Annotated in this window: 12 protein-coding genes; 6 read left to right on the top strand and 6 right to left on the bottom strand. The window is 70.8% G+C overall.

Annotated elements, in window-relative coordinates:
- Window positions 1-45: 45 nt before the first annotated feature.
- The gene (gene metH, locus ACFXPL_RS35675) at window positions 46-3555 is read right to left on the bottom strand and encodes a methionine synthase (RefSeq protein WP_384927326.1); all 3510 of its coding nucleotides are present in this window, start codon (window positions 3553-3555) and stop codon (window positions 46-48) included.
- 238 nt (window positions 3556-3793) lie between these two features.
- Between metH and ACFXPL_RS35670 the strand changes: the two genes are divergently transcribed.
- The 5 genes from ACFXPL_RS35670 (at window position 3794) to ACFXPL_RS35650 (ending at window position 9649) form a co-directional block, all read left to right on the top strand.
- Window positions 3794-4558 carry an IclR family transcriptional regulator gene (locus ACFXPL_RS35670; RefSeq protein WP_384927325.1) on the top strand — a complete coding sequence of 255 codons (765 nt, stop codon included), beginning with the start codon at window positions 3794-3796 and terminating at the stop codon, window positions 4556-4558.
- 226 nt (window positions 4559-4784) lie between these two features.
- On the top strand, window positions 4785-5576 hold the full coding sequence (locus ACFXPL_RS35665; protein ID WP_384927324.1) for an MIP/aquaporin family protein: 792 nt from the start codon (window positions 4785-4787) through the stop codon (window positions 5574-5576).
- A 33-nt stretch (window positions 5577-5609) separates the two neighbouring features.
- Window positions 5610-7157, top strand: a complete 1548-nt coding sequence (glpK, locus tag ACFXPL_RS35660; RefSeq protein WP_384927323.1) for a glycerol kinase GlpK — start codon at window positions 5610-5612, stop codon at window positions 7155-7157.
- A 54-nt stretch (window positions 7158-7211) separates the two neighbouring features.
- The gene (locus ACFXPL_RS35655; protein WP_384927322.1) at window positions 7212-8822 is read left to right on the top strand and encodes an FAD-dependent oxidoreductase; all 1611 of its coding nucleotides are present in this window, start codon (window positions 7212-7214) and stop codon (window positions 8820-8822) included.
- A gap of 155 nt (window positions 8823-8977) precedes the next feature.
- Complete coding sequence (locus ACFXPL_RS35650; protein WP_384927321.1) at window positions 8978-9649, top strand: FadR/GntR family transcriptional regulator; 672 nt, start codon at window positions 8978-8980, stop codon at window positions 9647-9649.
- A 22-nt stretch (window positions 9650-9671) separates the two neighbouring features.
- Here the strand turns inward: ACFXPL_RS35650 and ACFXPL_RS35645 are convergent, their stop codons facing one another.
- From ACFXPL_RS35645 to ACFXPL_RS35625, 5 genes are read right to left on the bottom strand one after another with little or no spacing between them, the layout of a single operon-like run.
- Entirely contained in the window at window positions 9672-10700 is a 1029-nt protein-coding gene (locus ACFXPL_RS35645; protein ID WP_384927320.1) for an ABC transporter permease, read from the bottom strand.
- Window positions 10697-12343: a sugar ABC transporter ATP-binding protein gene (locus tag ACFXPL_RS35640; protein ID WP_384927319.1), complete on the bottom strand. Its 1647-nt coding sequence runs from the start codon at window positions 12341-12343 to the stop codon at window positions 10697-10699. The genes ACFXPL_RS35645 and ACFXPL_RS35640 overlap by 4 nt, the downstream gene beginning before the upstream one ends.
- A gap of 2 nt (window positions 12344-12345) precedes the next feature.
- Window positions 12346-13422 carry a sugar ABC transporter substrate-binding protein gene (locus ACFXPL_RS35635; RefSeq protein ID WP_384927318.1) on the bottom strand — a complete coding sequence of 359 codons (1077 nt, stop codon included), beginning with the start codon at window positions 13420-13422 and terminating at the stop codon, window positions 12346-12348.
- Between the two features lie 48 nt (window positions 13423-13470).
- Window positions 13471-14247, bottom strand: a complete 777-nt coding sequence (locus ACFXPL_RS35630) for an SDR family NAD(P)-dependent oxidoreductase (protein ID WP_384927317.1) — start codon at window positions 14245-14247, stop codon at window positions 13471-13473.
- The gene (locus ACFXPL_RS35625) at window positions 14244-15563 is read right to left on the bottom strand and encodes an enolase C-terminal domain-like protein (protein ID WP_384927316.1); all 1320 of its coding nucleotides are present in this window, start codon (window positions 15561-15563) and stop codon (window positions 14244-14246) included. Before ACFXPL_RS35625 ends, ACFXPL_RS35630 begins: the two co-directional genes overlap by 4 nt.
- 306 nt (window positions 15564-15869) lie before the next feature.
- Here ACFXPL_RS35625 and ACFXPL_RS35620 point away from each other — a divergent pair, with 306 nt between their 5' ends.
- Window positions 15870-17024, top strand: a complete 1155-nt coding sequence (locus ACFXPL_RS35620; protein ID WP_384927315.1) for a PAC2 family protein — start codon at window positions 15870-15872, stop codon at window positions 17022-17024.
- Window positions 17025-17160 lie beyond the last annotated feature (136 nt).

Genomic DNA, 17160 nt, shown 5'->3' with positions numbered 1-17160 from the left:
GGGCGGGCGGGGGAAACCGGGCGGCGCGCTACGCGTCCGCGCGGCTCAGCGCGCGTTGAAGTACTTCGCCTCGGGGTGGTGGATGACGATGGCGTCGGTGGACTGCTCGGGGTGGAGCTGGAACTCCTCCGAGAGCTGTACGCCGATCCGCTCGGGCTCCAGCAGCTCCGCGATCTTCGCGCGGTCCTCCAGGTCGGGGCAGGCGCCGTAACCGAGCGAGAAACGCGCGCCCCGGTACTTCAGGGCGAACATGTCTTCGACTTCGGCGGGGTCCTCGCCGGCGAAGCCCAGCTCGGAGCGGACCCTGGCGTGCCAGTACTCGGCGAGGGCCTCGGCGAGCTGGACGGAGAGCCCGTGCAGTTCGAGGTAGTCGCGGTAGGAGTTGGCCTCGAACAGCTCCGCGGTCGCCCCGCCGATCTTCGAGCCGACGGTGACGACCTGGAGGCCGACCACGTCCGTCTCGCCGGACTCCTCCGGGCGGAAGAAGTCCGCCAGGCAGAGGCGCCGGCCGCGGCGCTGGCGCGGGAAGGTGAAGCGGGTGCGCTCGGAGCCGTCCTCACCGAGCAGGATGAGGTCGTCGCCCTTGGAGACGCAGGGGAAGTAGCCGTACACGACGGCCGCCTCCAGCAGGTTGCGGGTCTGCAACTGGTCCAGCCAGCCGCGCAGATGGGGCCGGCCCTCGCTCTCGACCAGTTCCTCGTAGCTGGGGCCGCCCTTGCGGGACTCCTTCAGCCCCCACTGCCCCTTGAAGAGCGCGCCCTCGTCCAGCCAGGAGGCGTACTCCTTGAGCTGGATGCCCTTGACGACGCGGGTGCCCCAGAACGGCGGGGTGGGCACGGGGTTGTCGACGGAGACGTCGGAGCGGGCCGCGCCCTCCACGGGGCGCTCCTCGACCACGGCGTTCGTGGTCGCCTTGACGCGGCGCTGCTTCAGGTCGGGGAGCGTCGCGCCGGGGACCCCGCGCTTGACCGCGATCAGCGCGTCCATCAGCCGCAGGCCCTCGAAGGCGTCGCGCGCGTAGCGGACCTCGCCCTGGTAGATCTCGTGCAGGTCCTGCTCGACATAGGCCCGGGTGAGCGCCGCGCCGCCCAGGATGACCGGGTAGTCGGCGGCCATGCTGCGCTGGTTCAGCTCCTCCAGGTTCTCCTTCATGATCACGGTCGACTTCACGAGCAGCCCGGACATGCCGATGACATCGGCCCGGTGCTCCTCGGCGGCGTCGAGGATCGCGGCGACGGGCTGCTTGATGCCCAGGTTGACCACGTTGTAGCCGTTGTTGGAGAGGATGATGTCGACGAGGTTCTTGCCGATGTCGTGGACGTCGCCGCGGACGGTGGCGAGCACGATGGTGCCCTTCCCCTCCGCGTCGGACTTCTCCATGTGGGGCTCCAGATGCGCCACCGCCGTCTTCATGACCTCGGCGGACTGGAGGACGAACGGCAACTGCATCTGGCCGGAGCCGAACAGCTCGCCGACGACCTTCATGCCTTCCAGCAGCGTGTCGTTGACGATGTCGAGAGCGGGCCGGGTCTCCAGCGCCGCGTCGAGGTCGGCCTCCAGGCCCTTCTTCTCGCCGTCGACGATGCGGCGCTGGAGGCGCTCCTCCAGCGGCAGGGCGAGGAGTTCCTCGGCGCGGCCGTCCTTCATCGACTTGGTGTTGACGCCCTCGAACAGCTCCATGAGCCGCTGGAGCGGGTCGTACCCCTCGGAGCGGCGGTCGTGGATCAGGTCGTGGGCGACCTTGACCTGCTCCTCGTCCAGCCGGGCGATGGGCAGGATCTTCGAGGCGTGGACGATCGCGGAATCCAGGCCGGCCTTGACGCACTCGTCCAGGAAGACGGAGTTGAGCACGATACGGGCCGCCGGGTTGAGCCCGAAGGAGATGTTCGACAGGCCCAGGGTGGTCTGGACGTCGGGGTGACGGCGCTTCAGCTCGCGGATGGCCTCGATGGTGGCGACGCCGTCGCCCCGCGACTCCTCCTGCCCGGTGCAGATGGTGAAGGTGAGGCAGTCGATGAGGATGTCCGACTCGTGCACGCCCCAGTTGGTGGTGAGGTCGGTGATCAGGCGCTCGGCGATGGCGACCTTGTGCTCGACGGTACGGGCCTGGCCCTCCTCGTCGATGGTGAGGGCGATCAGCGCGGCACCGTGCTCGACCGCCAGCTCGGTGACCTTGGCGAAGCGCGACTCGGGGCCGTCGCCGTCCTCGTAGTTGACCGAGTTCAGGACGGCACGCCCGCCGAGCTTCTCCAGGCCGGCCCGGAGCACGGGCAGCTCGGTGGAGTCCAGCACGATCGGCAGGGTGGAGGCGGTGGCGAACCGGCCGGCCAGCTCGGCCATGTCGGCGACGCCGTCCCGGCCGACGTAGTCGACGCAGAGGTCCAGCAGGTGGGCACCCTCGCGGATCTGGCCGCGGGCCATCTCCACACAGTCGTCCCAGCGGCCTTCCAGCATGGCCTCGCGGAACTTCTTCGACCCGTTGGCGTTCGTCCGCTCGCCGATGGCGAGGTACGAGGTGTCCTGGCGGAAGGGCACGGTCTGGTAGAGCGAGGCGGCGCCCGGCTCGGGGCGCGGCTCGCGGACGGCGGGGGTGAGGCCGCGGGCCCGCTCGACGACCTGCCGCAGGTGCTCGGGCGTCGTCCCGCAGCAGCCGCCGATCAGGGACAGCCCGTAGTCCTCGACGAATGCTTCCTGCGCGTCCGCCAGGCCCTCGGGGCCGAGCGGGAAGTGGGCGCCGTCCTTGGTCAGTACGGGCAGACCCGCGTTCGGCATGCACATCAGCGGCGTACGCGAGTGGCGGGCCAGGTAGCGCAGGTGCTCGCTCATCTCGGCCGGGCCGGTGGAGCAGTTCAGGCCGATGAGGTCGATGCCGAGCGGTTCCAGGGCGGTGAGCGCCGCGCCGATCTCGGAGCCGAGCAGCATGACGCCGGTCGTCTCGAAGGCGAGCGAACAGATCAGCGGCACGTTCACGCCCAGGGCGTCCATCGCGCGCCGGGCGCCGATGAGGCTCGACTTCGTCTGGAGGAGGTCCTGGGTGGTCTCCACGATCAGGGCGTCGGCGCCGCCCGCGAGAAGGCCCTCGGCGTTCTTCTGGTAGCCGTCGCGCAGGACGCCGTACTCGATGTGGCCGAGCGAGGGCAGCTTGGTGCCGGGGCCCACCGAGCCGAGCACCCAGCGCTGGCGGCCGTCCTCCGCGGTGAACTCGTCGGCGACCTCGCGGGCGATGCGGGCGCCGGACTCGGACAGCTCCACGATCCGGTGGGCGATGTCGTACTCGTTCGCCGCCGAGTGGTTGGCGCCGAAGGTGTTGGTCTCCACGCAGTCGACGCCGACCGCGAAGTACTCCTGGTGCACGGAACGGACGATGTCCGGGCGTGTCACGTTGAGGATCTCGTTGCAGCCTTCCAGATCCTGGAAGTCCTCCAGGGTCGGATCCTGCGCCTGGAGCATCGTGCCCATCGCACCGTCGGCCACCACCACGCGGGTGGCGAGCGCCTCTCGGAGGGCGTCGATGCGGGTGCGGCTGTCGGTGGTGGGGGTCGGCGACGAGGCCATGAAAGTACTCCCGGGGCTGCGACGGCTGTCGGCTTCTGCGTGTGCTGATGGCAGGCACACCCGGCCAGCGTAGCCGGGTGTGCCTCGTCACGGTGCGGCGTCCCACCGGGCGGACGGCATCCTGTCCTCTGCGAGATCCGGCACGCCGGGGTCTTGACAGATCCTCTCCACGGAGAGAGAAGGTCGGCATCGACCGATAGTGTTCAGCATTGTCGAACGTAGTGGAGGTCCGGGTCCGATGGCGAAGAACATCCAGTCGCTGGAACGGGCGGCGGCGATGCTGAGACTGCTCGCGGGCGGCGAGCGGCGGCTCGGCCTGTCCGACATCGCCTCCTCCGTGGGGCTGGCCAAGGGGACGGCGCACGGGATTCTGCGCACGCTGCAGGCGGAGGGGTTCGTCGAGCAGGACGCCGCGTCGGGCCGCTACCAGCTCGGCGCCGAGCTGCTGCGGCTGGGGAACAGCTATCTGGACGTGCACGAGCTGCGGGCCCGCGCCCTGGTCTGGACGGACGACCTGGCCCGCTCCAGCGGCGAGAGCGTCCATCTCGGGGTCGTCCATCAGCAGGGCGTACTCATCGTCCACCACGTCTTCCGCCCCGACGACAGCCGGCAGGTCCTGGAGGTGGGGGCGATGCAGCCGATGCACTCCACCGCGCTGGGCAAGGTGATCTCGGCGTACGACCCGGTGGCCCACAGCGAGGCCGTCGAGAACGAGCGGACGGCCTTCACTCCCCGGACGATCACCGGTTTGGCGGAGTTCGAGGCGGTGCTCGATCTGACCAGGGCGCGCGGCTGGGCCGCCGACGTCGAGGAGACCTGGGAGGGCGTGGCGGCGGTGGCGGCCCCCATCCACGACCGGCGGCGGATGCCGGTCGGGGCGATCGCGATCACCGGCGCGGTGGAACGGATCTGCCCCGCGGGAGAAGTGCGGTCCGAGCTGGTGGCGGCCGTGCGCGAGTGCGCGCGGGCCGTTTCCCGGGACATCGGCGCCGGGCGGTTCTGAGCGGGATGCCCGATCATCGGCTTAGAGCGAGGTTTCGGCCACAGCACCCTTGACGGCGCGTTGCCCTAAGGAGAAAACTGCCGTTCGACGGTCGGCATTGTCGAACACTTACCGGTAATACGAGTTAGTGTGTGACAGCGCGACCGTCGGGTAACGCCCTCATCTGATGGCGCGGACCGCCGGTGCGAACCGGAGGTCCGCCTCCCCCTGGACGAAGGAGTCTCGGGTGTCCAACTACGACATCTTCATAGGCGAGACCACAGGTACCGCCCTGTTGGTCCTGCTCGGTGGCGGCGTGGTCGCCGCAGTCACCCTCAAGCGCTCCAAGGCGCGGAACGCGGGATGGGTCGCCATCAGCTTCGGCTGGGGCTTCGCCGTCATGGTCGGCGCGTATCTCTCCGCACCGATCTCCGGAGCCGTGCTCAACCCGGCGCTCACCGTCGGCCTCGCGGTCGAGGGCGGCGTCAAGTGGGGCGACGTGCCGCTCTACATCGGCTCCCAGATGCTGGGCGCGATGATCGGCGCCTTCCTCGTCTGGGTGACGTACCTGGGCCAGTTCAAGGCCCATCTCACCGATCCGGAGATCCTCGCGGCACAGCCCTCGGTCGAAGGGCTCGTCGACCAGAAGGCGGCCCCCAAGGCCGGACCCGCGCTCGGCGTCTTCTCCACGGGCCCCGAGGTCCGCAACGTCGCGCAGAACGTGCTGACGGAGATCATCGCCACCTTTGTGCTGGTCATCGCGGTGCTCACCCAGGGCCTCAACGACTCGGGCAACGGGCTCGGCACGCTCGGTGTGCTGATCACCTCGTTCGTCGTGGTCGCCATCGGTCTCTCGCTCGGCGGCCCGACGGGGTACGCCATCAACCCTGCCCGTGACCTCGGTCCCCGTATCGTGCACGCGCTCCTGCCCCTGCCCAACAAGGGCGGCTCGGACTGGAGCTACGCCTGGATACCGGTCGTCGCCCCGCTGATCGGCGCCGCGCTGGCCGGCGGGTACTACAACTTGGCCCTCGCGTAAGCCACCTTTCCCCGAACCGAGCAGGAGCACCCCGTGAGCGACACGAACACCACCTCCTCCCACGGCACAGGCCCGTTCATCGCGGCCATCGACCAGGGCACCACGTCCAGCCGCTGCATCGTCTTCGACCGGGACGGCCGGATCGTCGCCGTGGACCAGAAGGAACACGAGCAGATCTTCCCGAAGCCGGGCTGGGTGGAGCACAACGCCGTCGAGATCTGGACCAACGTCCAGGAGGTCGTGGCCCGCGCCGTCGAGAAGGCCGGGATCACCTCCGCCGACGTCAAGGCCATCGGCATCACCAACCAGCGCGAGACCACACTGCTGTGGGACAAGAACACCGGTGAGCCCGTCCACAACGCCATCGTCTGGCAGGACACCCGCACCGACGCGCTCTGTCGCGAGCTGGGCCGCAACGTCGGCCAGGACCGCTTCCGCCGCGAGACCGGGCTGCCGCTGGCCAGCTACTTCGCCGGACCGAAGGCGCGCTGGCTGCTGGACAACGTCGAGGGACTGCGCGAGCGCGCCGAGCGCGGCGACATCCTCTTCGGCACCATGGACTCCTGGGTCATCTGGAATCTGACCGGCGGCACCGACGGCGGTGTGCACGTCACCGACGTCACCAACGCCTCCCGCACGATGCTGATGAACCTGCACAACCTCCGGTGGGACCCCAAGATCCTGGACTCGATGAAGGTCCCGGCCGCGATCCTGCCGGAGATCCGCTCCTCCGCCGAGGTGTACGGCAACGCCAAGGGCGGCGTCCTCGACGGCATCCCGGTCGCCTCCGCGCTCGGCGACCAGCAGGCGGCCCTCTTCGGCCAGACCTGTTTCGCCGAGGGCGAGGCCAAGTCGACGTACGGCACCGGCACCTTCATGCTGATGAACACCGCCGACAAGCCCGTCAACTCGTACAACGGACTGCTGACCACGGTCGGCTACCGGATCGGCGACGAGCCCGCGGTGTACGCCCTGGAGGGCTCCATCGCCGTCACCGGCTCGCTGGTGCAGTGGATGCGCGACCAGATGGGCCTGATCAAATCCGCGGCCGAGATCGAGACCCTGGCGTCCTCGGTCGAGGACAACGGCGGCGCGTACTTCGTGCCCGCCTTCTCCGGGCTCTTCGCCCCGCACTGGCGCCCCGACGCCCGCGGTGTCATCGCCGGTCTGACCGGCTACGTCACCAAGGCGCACATCGCCCGCGCGGTGCTGGAGGCCACGGCCTGGCAGACCCGGGAGATCAGCGACGCCATGACCAAGGACTCCGGCGTCGAGCTGACCTCACTCAAGGTCGACGGCGGCATGACCTCCAACAACCTGCTGATGCAGACGCTCTCCGACGTCCTGGACGCACCCGTGGTGCGCCCGATGGTCGCCGAGACCACCTGCCTCGGCGCCGCCTACGCCGCAGGACTGGCCGTGGGCTTCTGGCCGGACACCGACGCGCTGCGCGCCAACTGGCGCCGGGCCGCCGAGTGGACGCCCCGGATGGACGCGGCCACCCGTGACCGCGAGTACAAGAGCTGGCTCAAGGCCGTCGAGCGGACCAAGGGCTGGCTCGACGTGGACGACGCAAGCTGAACCGAGCAACAGCCACCGGCGGGAGAGCCGGGACGAGCTGAAGAGGAGTTACGCATGAGCACCCCGCACAGCGTCCCCGCACTGGGGACGCACCCGGCCGGCGGTTCCCTGCCGAGCCGTGCCGAGACCCGGGAACAACTGTCCAACGCGACGTACGACCTCCTGGTGATAGGCGGCGGCATTCTGGGCATCTCCACCGCCTGGCACGCCTCCCAGTCGGGACTGCGGGTGGCCCTGGTGGACGGCGGCGACTTCGCCGGCGCCACCTCGTCCGCCTCCTCCAAGCTCCTCCACGGCGGTCTGCGCTACCTCCAGACCGGCGCGGTGAAGCTCGTCGCCGAGAACCACTTCGAGCGGCGGGCGGTCTCCCGGCAGGTGGCCCCGCACCTGGCCAACCCGCTCACCTTCTACCTGCCCGTCTACAAGGGCGGCCCGCACGGCGCGGCCAAGCTCGGCGCCGGCGTCTTCGCCTACTCCGCGCTCTCCGCGTTCGGCGACGGCGTCGGCCATGTGATCAGCCCGGCCAAGGCCCGCCAGGCCGTGCCCGAGCTGCGTACGGACGGCCTCAAGGCCGTGGCCGTCTACGGCGACGACCAGATGAACGACGCGCGGATGGCGCTGATGACCGTCCGCGCCGCGGTCGACTCCGGCGCCACCGTCCTCAACCACGCCACGGTCACCGGGCTGCGCTTCACCCAGGGCCGGGTCACCGGTGCCGAGCTGCGCGACCGGATCGACGGTACGGAGTTCGGCCTCGACGCCCGCCTGGTCCTCAACGCGACCGGCCCCTGGGTCGACCACCTCCGCCGGATGGAGAACCCGGACGCGGCGCCCTCCATCCGGCTCTCGAAGGGAGCGCACCTCGTCCTCAAGCGCAGCTCCCCCTGGAAGGCCGCGCTGGCGACCCCCATCGACAAGTACCGCATCACCTTCGCCCTCCCCTGGGAGGACATGCTGCTGCTCGGTACGACGGACGAGGAGTACGAGGGCGAGCCCGAGGACGTCTCGGTCAACGAGAAGGACATCCACCAGATCCTGGACGAGGCGGCCTTCTCCGTCCGTGACCAGCAACTCTCGCGGGACCTGATCACGTACTCCTTCGCGGGCCTGCGCGTGCTGCCCGGCGGTCCCGGCGACACCTCCAAGGCCAAGCGCGAGACGGTCGTGACCGAGGGCCGCGGCGGCATGCTGTCGGTCGCGGGCGGCAAGTGGACGACCTTCCGCCACATCGGCCGTACGGTGATGCACAAGCTGGCGACCCTGCCGGGCCATCCGCTCGGCGAGGGCATGGAGCCGATCTCGCACCTGCCGAAGAAGCTCCCGCTGCCCGGGATCGCCAACCCGAACGCGGTCGCGCACCGGCTGCTGATCGACGGCGGCGGTACGGGGCCCTCGATGGCCGTGGACACCGCGCGCCATCTCGCCACCCACTACGGCTCGCTCGCCTTCGACATCGTGCGCCTGGCGAACGAGTACCCGGAGCTGGCCGAGCGGATCCACCCGGACGCGCCGGAGATCTGGGCGCAGGTCGTCTACGCCCGGGACCACGAGTGGGCCCAGACGGCCGACGACGTCCTGCGCCGGCGTACCACGCTGACCATCCGCGGCCTGGACACGGACGAGATCCGCGCCCGGGTGGAGGATCTGCTGGGCAAGCGGGACTGAACCGTACGCCGGCACAGCCACACATCAGCACATACGTGCGACGCGTGGACGGGAGAGGGGCGCATCCTTCGTGGATGCGTCCCTTTTCGTGCGCCGTCCGGGTGTTTCGGGACGCATAATGGGTGCCGATACATCGGATGTATGGAGGGGTGCCCATGGCTGTCACCGACGAGGCCATCGAGCGGATCAAGGGGATGATCGTCTCCGGCGCGCTGCGCCCGGGCGACCGGCTGCCCAAGGAGAGCGAACTCGCCGCCGAACTGGGGCTCTCCCGCAACTCCCTGCGCGAGGCGGTGCGCGCCCTGTCGCTCATCCGCATCCTCGACGTACGGCAGGGCGACGGTACGTACGTGACGAGCCTGGCCCCCCAGCTCCTGCTGGAGGCGCTCAGCTTCGTGGTGGACTTCCACCGGGACGACACCGTGCTGGAGTTCCTCGCCGTACGCCGGATACTCGAACCGGCCGCCACCGCGATGGCGAGCACCCGGATCACCGAGGACGAGCTGGACGCGCTCGACGCCCAGCTCGACGCGCTCGGCCCGGAGCCCTCGGTGGAGGAACTGGTCGCCGCCGACCTGGAGTTCCACCACGGGATCGTGCGGCAGTCGGGCAACGCGGTGCTCTGCTCGCTGCTGGACGGGCTCTCCGGGCCCACCACCCGGGCCAGGATCTGGCGCGGGCTGACCCAGGAGGACGCCGTCAGCCGTACGCTCCACGAACACCGGGCGATCCTCTCGGCGCTGCGCGACCGGGACGCCGAGGCGGCCAGGTCCTGGGCCACGGTCCATATCGCGAGCGTGGAGATGTGGCTCAGGTCGACACTCTGACGCCGCCCCCGCGGAGGGCGGTTCAGTCCTGCTTCTCGCCGCTCGCGAAACGTGAGATGACCAGGGCGACGATGATGATGGCGCCGTTCAGGAACTGGTTCCAGAGCGCCGGCACACCGCCGAGCGTCATCACGTTGACCACGAGTTGCAGGGTGAGCACCCCCGTCAGCGCGCCGAAGAGCGTGCCGCGCCCGCCCCGGAGGCTGATGCCTCCGATGACCGCGGCGGCGAAGACCTGGAAGATCCAGCCGTTGCCCTGGGTGGCCGCGACCGAGCCGTAATGGCCGGTGTAGAGGATGCCGGCGAACGCCGCCAGCAGCCCGCCGATCGCCAGCACCACCCACGTGACGCGGTCCACCCGGATCCCGGCGGCGCGCGCCGCCTCCGGGTTGCCGCCGATCGCGTACAGCGCCCGTCCGTGGCGCAGCCAGGCCAGCGCCGCGCCGCCCACCGCGAAGAGCGCCAGACAGATCCAGACGGCGGCCGGGGCGCCCAGCCAGTCGGTCTTGCCGAGGTACCGGAAGGACTCCGGCACATCGGTGATCGACTTGCCCTCGGTGATCCCGATGTGGAGCCCGCGCAACATGGTGAGCATGCCGAGCGTGGCGATGAAGCCGTTGACGCGCAGCTTCAGCATGAGGAAGCCGTTGATCCCGCCGATGGCCGCCCCGGCCAGCAGACAGACCGGCACGGCCGCCCAGACGGGCAGCAGGTCGAGCCCGCCGAACCGGCCGCCCTCCGAGGGGAGCACCAGCCACATCGCGAGGACGGGCGCGATCCCGATCGTCGACTCCAGCGACAGGTCCATCCGGCCGCAGATCAGGATCAGCGCCTGGCCGAGCACCAGCAGGCTCAGCTCCGAGGACTGCTGGACGACGCTGATGAGGTTGCCGGAGGTGAGGAAGACCGGCGAGACGATGAATCCGATCACCATCAGCACCAGGATCACCGGCACGAGCGAGAAGTCGCTCCACCGGACCAGCCGGAGCCGGTGGAGCGGGCTCGTGTCCTCGACGGGGGCCGCCGCCCGCGGCCGTAAGGTCTCCGTCATCGCCGCTCCCCCATGTCGTCCCTGCCGTTGGCCGCGCTGTTCTCCGTGCCGTTGGCCGCGCTGCCGTCCGTCCCGTTCACGCCTTCCATGGCCGCCACCAGTTCCCGGTCGGTCCAGTCGCTCCCGAACGAGGCCACCACCCGTCCGTGGAACACCGCGAGCACCCGGTCGCACACGCGCAGATCGTCCAGCTCATCGGAGATGATCATGGCGGCGCGGCCCTCGTCGGCCACCCCGCGCACCACGCCGAGCAGCGCGTCCTTGGACTTGACGTCGACACCGGCCGTGGGCCGTACGGCGATCAGCGCGCCGGGGCCGCGCGCCAGGGCGCGGGCGACGACGACCTTCTGCTGATTGCCGCCCGACAGGCCGGAGACCGGCTGTCCGGGGCCGCGCGTCCTGATGTCCAGCGAGTCGATCATGGCCTGGGCGAACTCCCTGGTCCGCGCCGGCAGTACGGTCCCCCACGGGCCGAGCCGGCCGGTGACCGTGAGCGTGGCGTTCTCCGCGACGCTGCGGTCGGGGATCAGGCCCTGGCGGTGCCGGTCCTCGGGGATGTAGCCGATGCCCGCGTCCAGCGCGTCCGGGACGCTGCCCGGCCGGACCGTACGGCCGTGTACGGCGATCCGTCCCGCGGTCGGCGCCCGCATCCCGGCCAGGGTCTCGCCGAGCGCGGTGGTGCCGCCGGCCGCGGCGCCCGCGACGCCGAGCACCTCGCCGGGGTGTACGGAGAAGTCCAGCGGCCCGAACTCCCCGGCGAGGGCGAGCTCTTGGACCTCCAGTACGGGCGGCTCACCCGCCGGGTCCGGTGCGTCCGGGCGCCGGGCGGGCCGGGCGGCGGCCGTCCGCGCGGCGTCCCCCGTCATCGCGGCCACCAGTTCCGTACGGGCGAGCGAGGCGACCGGGGCGGTCAGGACATGGCGCGCGTCCCGGAAGACGGTGACGGTGGCGCACAGGTCGTACACCTCCTGGAGGTGGTGGGAGATGAAGAGGAACGCCACCCCCTGGCCGCGCAGTTCGCCGAGTTTGACGAAGAGCCGCTGGATACCGCGGGCATCGAGCTGCGCGGTGGGCTCGTCCAGGATGATCAGCCGGGCACCGAAGGAGAGCGCCCGCGCGATCTCGACGAACTGCCGCTGCTCGACCGGGAGATCCTTGGCGCGGGCGTCCGGGTCGGCCTCGACGCCGTACTCCGCGAGCAGGTCCCGCGCGCGGCGGCGCAGCCCGCGCCAGTCGATGAGGCGGCGTCCACCTGCTCCGGCGCCGGTCCTGGAGCCGAGGCCGTAGTGGTTGAGGAAAAGGTTCTCGGTGACGGTCAGATCGGGCACGATCATCGGTCGCTGGTAGACGCAGGCGACCCGGGTCCGCCAGGCGGCGGTGTCCCCGGCCGCGGGCGCGGGCGCGCCGCCGAAGCGCACCTCGCCCGCGTCGGCCCGGTGCGCCCCGGTGAGGACGCCGACCAGGGTGGACTTGCCCGCGCCGTTGCGGCCGACCAGGGCGTGCGACTCGCCGGGGCCGACCGTGATGCCGACCCCGTCGAGCGCGACGGTGGGCCCGAAGCGTTTGACGATGCCCTCGGCCCGTACGGCGGGCGGCGCCGCCCCGGTCGGGGTGGCCTCAAGGGGTGCGCTCCGCGGTGCCACGGCTACTCCCCCGCGTCGAGCTGATTGGCCCACAGCTTCGGATCGTCCACGTTCTCCTTGGTCACCAGCGGCGCGGGGAGCTGGTCCTCGAAGCCGCCCGGGATCTTGATCACCGTGGAGTCGTGGTCGGTCGGGCCTGCCTGGGGTTTCTTGCCCGCCAGCGCCTGTTTCGCCCAGTACAGCGCGTAGGACGCGTACAGGTCGGCCGGCTGCGAGACCGTGGCGTCGATCTTCCCGGCCCGGATGGCGTCCAACTCCTCGGGGATGCCGTCGTTGGAGACGATCGCGATGTGTCCGGGTGCGTCCGGCGCCTTGAGCAGCTTCTTCTGTTCGAGCAGCGCCAGGGTGGGCTGGAGGAAGACGCCGCCCGCCTGCAGGTAGATACCGCCGAGGTCGGGGTGGGCGGCGAGGGTGGACTGGAGCTTGGCGGAGGCGACATCGCCCTTCCAGTCGGTGGCCAGCTCGAAGACCCGGATCCCCGGGAACTTCTCGGCCATGCAGCTCTTGAACGCCTCGGAGCGGTCCCGGCCGTTGATCGAGGCGAGGTCGCCCTGGAACTCGGCGACCTTGCCCTTGCCCTTCAGCCGCTCGCCCAGGAACCGGCAGGCCTGCTCGCCGTACGCGCGGTTGTCGGCCCGTACGACCATGTACACGTCGCCTTGATCGGGGCGGGTGTCCACGCTGATGACGGGGATCTTCTTCCCGGCGAGCGTCCGCAGCGTCTCGGCGATCGCGCCGGTGTCCTGCGGGGCCATGACGACGGCCTTGGCGCCCTGGTCGGTGAAGACCTGGACGTTGGAGACGAGCTTTCCGATGTCGTTCTGCGAGTTGGTCAGCGGGAGCGCGCGGACCTCACCGGCCTTGACGCCCTTCTCGATGTACTGCTGGTACGAGTTCCAGAAGTCGCTGTCGTTGCGCGGCAGATCGATGCCGACCGTGCCGCCGCCCCCCTTTCCGCCCTCCTGATCGCGGTTGCAGCCCGCCAGGGCCGCCACCGCGACCAGTAATAAGGCGCAGGCCGAGGTGGTGGCCGTACGCGGTCTGCGGCGTGGGGAGCGCCCCACGGTGTGTCCCGGCATGGAAAGTCCCGTCCTTGTCGCTCGAAGTGCGTGCGGGGTGCGCTGAACTCAGGGGGCGGGGCGCAGACGGAGTCCCTGCATTCCTCCGTCGACCGCGAGCGCCGTTCCGGTGACGGCCGCCGCGGCCGGTCCCGCGAGATAGGCGACCGCCGCGGCGACCTCGTCGGCGCCGACCAGCCGTCCCGTGGGCTGGCGGGCTTCGAGGGCGGCGCGTTCGGCCGCGGGGTCCTGGGCCTGGTCGAGCAGCCGGCCGACCCAGGGCGTGTCGGCGGTACCGGGGTTGACGCAGTTGACGCGGATGCCCTCCCGTACGTGGTCGGCGGCCATCGCCAGGGTCAGCGAGAGGATGGCGCCCTTGCTCGCCGAGTACAGGGCGCGCTGGGGCAGCCCCGCCGTGGCGGCGATGGAGCAGGTGTGGGTGATGGAGACCGCGCCGGGCCGGCCGGGGGCCGCACGGCGCAGATGGGGCAGGGCGTGCCGGGCCGTACGGACCATCCCGAGGACGTTGACGTCGAGGACGCGGCGCCATTCGTCGTCGGGGTTGTCCTCGACGGTGCCGACGGCGCCGATGCCCGCGTTGGAGACGAGGGTGTGCAGGGCGCCGAACTCCGCCGCCGCCGCGTCGACCGCCGCCTTCACGGCCGCGTCGTCGGTGACGTCGGCCGTCAGGGGCAGGGTCCCGGCGGGCGCGCCCGCCGTCTCGCGGTCCAGTACGGCGACCCGGGCGCCGCGCTCCAGGAGCAGGGTCGCGATGGCCGCGCCGATGCCCGAAGCACCCCCGGTGACCAGGGCGCAGAGCCCGTCGAAGTCGCGTGCGGCCGTCATGAGGTGACCTCCTCGGTGGTACGGCGGGCCTGCCAGACGGGCCCTTCCGGGTAGCGGTGCGCGGCGATCGACTCGGGGAGCATCCGGGCGGAGAAGCCCGGCGTGCCGGGGGCGGCGTACCGTCCCCGGACGATCACCACGGGGTCGGCGAAGTGTTCGTGGAGGTGGTCGACGTACTCGATGACCCGGCCCTCCTGAGTGCCGGAGACGGCCACGTAGTCGAACATCGCGAGGTGCTGGACGAGTTCGCAGAGGCCGACGCCGCCGGCGTGCGGGCAGACGGGGACGCCGTACTTGGCGGCGAGCAGCAGGATCGCGAGGTTCTCGTTGACACCGGCGACGCGGGCCGCGTCGATCTGTACGTAGTCGACGGCGCCCGCCTGGAGGAGCTGTTTGAAGACGACCCGGTTGGCGACGTGTTCGCCGGTGGCCACCTTGACCGGCTGGCCCGCCCGTACGGCGGCGTGGCCGAGGATGTCGTCGGGGCTGGTGGGCTCCTCGATCCAGTGCGGGTCGTAAGGGGCGAGCGCGGACATCCAGCGCAGCGCCTCGGGCACGTCCCAGCGCTGGTTGGCGTCGACGGCGATCCGGATGGCGGGGCCGACGGCCGCGCGGGCCAGCTTCATGCGCCGGACGTCGTCGGCCAGATCGCCGCCGACCTTGAGCTTGATCTGCTCGAACCCGTCGGCGACGGCCTGTTCCGCGAGGGTGACCAGCTTGCTGTCGGAGTAGCCGAGCCAGCCGGGGGAGGTGGTGTACGCGGGGTACCCCTCGGCGCGCAGCAGGGCGGCCCGCTCGGCGCGGCCGGGCTCCGCGGCGCGCAGCATGGCCAGCGCGTCGTCCGGGGTGAGGACGTCGGTGAGGTAGCGGAAATCGACGAGCGAGACCAGTTCCTCGGGGGTCATCGCGGCCAGGAACTCCCAGACGGGCAGGTTCGCGCTCTTGGCGGCCAGGTCCCAGGCGGCGTTGACGACGGCGCCCGCGGCCATGTGCATGACGCCCTTTTCGGGGCCGAGCCAGCGCAGTTGGGAGTCGTGGGTCAGCTCGAAGTAGAGGGCGGCGAGATCCGCCGCGGTGAGCGGCGCCGGTCTGCCGGTGAGATAGGGCCGCAGCGCCTCGATGGCGGCGGCGGTGACGTCGTTGCCGCGCCCGATGGTGAAGCAGAAGCCGTGTCCCTCGGTGCCGTCCTGGGTACGCAGCACCACGTAGGCGGCCGAGTAGTCGGGGTCGGGGTTCATGGCATCGGACCCGTCGAGCTGTTCCGAGGTGGGGAACCGGATGTCGTGTACCTCGAACCCCGTGACGGTCTGACTCATGCACGCCCCTTTGACAAGAACATCGGATCTCTTCAGTCATCCGATGTATAGCGCCATTGTGGCCCGCACGTCCAGAGCCCCGCGTCAATTCACGGCCACAGCTCGGATGAATCGAGAGGGAAATGGATACGCTCTCGGCACGGCGCGACGGCGCGGACGGGGCTTTCCTGCCCCGTCCGGCACGAGCCGGACGCAGGACCCCAGGTTCGCCCCGCCGTGCGCGGAGCGTGCACAGGGCTGCGGGCGGGCACCCGTGAAGCCGTAAGGTTGGTGCGTACAAGTGACAACTTCGGAAGGAGGCACTGGGTGATCGAGCTCGAGGGGGTTCCCGAGCTGATCGACCCGGTCATGGTGGCCGCGTTCGAGGGCTGGAACGACGCGGGCGACGCCGCCTCCACAGCGGTGGGTCATCTGGACCGGGAGTGGAAGGGCGAGGTGTTCGCGGCGCTCGACGCCGAGGACTACTACGACTTCCAGGTCAACCGGCCCACGGTCTTCCTGGAGGGCGGCCTGCGCAAGATCACCTGGCCGACCACCCGGCTCTCCGTGGTGCGTGTCGGCGGCGAGAAGCCCCGTGACCTGGTACTGGTCCGCGGCATCGAGCCGTCCATGCGCTGGCGCTCGTTCTGCAACGAGCTGCTGGGCTTCGCCCATGAGCTGGGCGTGGAGATGGTGGTCATCCTGGGCGCACTGCTCGGCGACACCCCGCACACCCGGCCGGTGCCGGTCAGTGGGGTCACCTCGGACGCGGACCTGGCCAGGACGATGGATCTGGAGGAGACGCGGTACGAGGGACCGACCGGCATCGTCGGCATCCTCCAGGAGGCGTGCACCCACGCGGGTGTACCGGCGGTGAGCCTGTGGGCCGCCGTCCCGCACTACGTGTCGCAGCCGCCCAACCCGAAGGCGACGCTGGCGCTGCTCAACCGCCTGGAGGACCTGATCGGTCTGCGGATCCCGCTGGGCGAACTCGCCGAGGACGCCCGCGCCTGGCAACTCGGCGTGGACCAACTGGCCGCCGAGGACAGCGAGGTGGCGGAGTACGTCCAGTCGCTGGAGGAGGCGCGGGACACCGCGGAGCTTCCCGAGGCCTCCGGCGAGGCCATCGCCCGGGAGTTCGAGCGGTATCTGCGGCGCCGGGACGGCGGCCTCGGCCAGGCGCCGGGCGGCCATGCCACGGAGGGCGGTGACGGGCCGTCATTCCTGCGGGACGCGTCCGGTGGCCGGGCCCGTCCGCAGCGACCGCCGCGCGGCGGGGCCGGCACGGACAAGGACAGGGGCTCGGGTCCTTCCGAGCCGTCAGGTCCCGCCGAGTCGTCAGGTCCCGCCGAAACTTCAGGTCCTTCGGAGTCTTCGGGTCCCTCGGAGCCTTCCGGGCCCTCGGGTTCCTCGGGAACGTCCGCACCGGATCAGGATCAGGAGCGGGAAAAGGGCGACGACGGCGATTCGTCCCAGGACTGACCGCCGGGCCGGAACCGACGGTAGTTGGTTTCCACCGGTGGCCACCGGTGGCCACCGGTGGCAGAGAGAAGGTGGGGGGGGCGGGGGGGGGGGGCCCGCCGGCCCAGTGGTATAAAAAAAAACAACACCCACACAC

The sequence above is a fragment of the Streptomyces sp. NPDC059092 genome (assembly GCF_042756365.1).
Classification (GTDB): Bacteria; Actinomycetota; Actinomycetes; order Streptomycetales; family Streptomycetaceae; genus Streptomyces.
The sequence above is the reverse complement of the archived record's forward strand: the minus strand, read 5'-3'. Positions and strand labels throughout refer to the sequence as shown.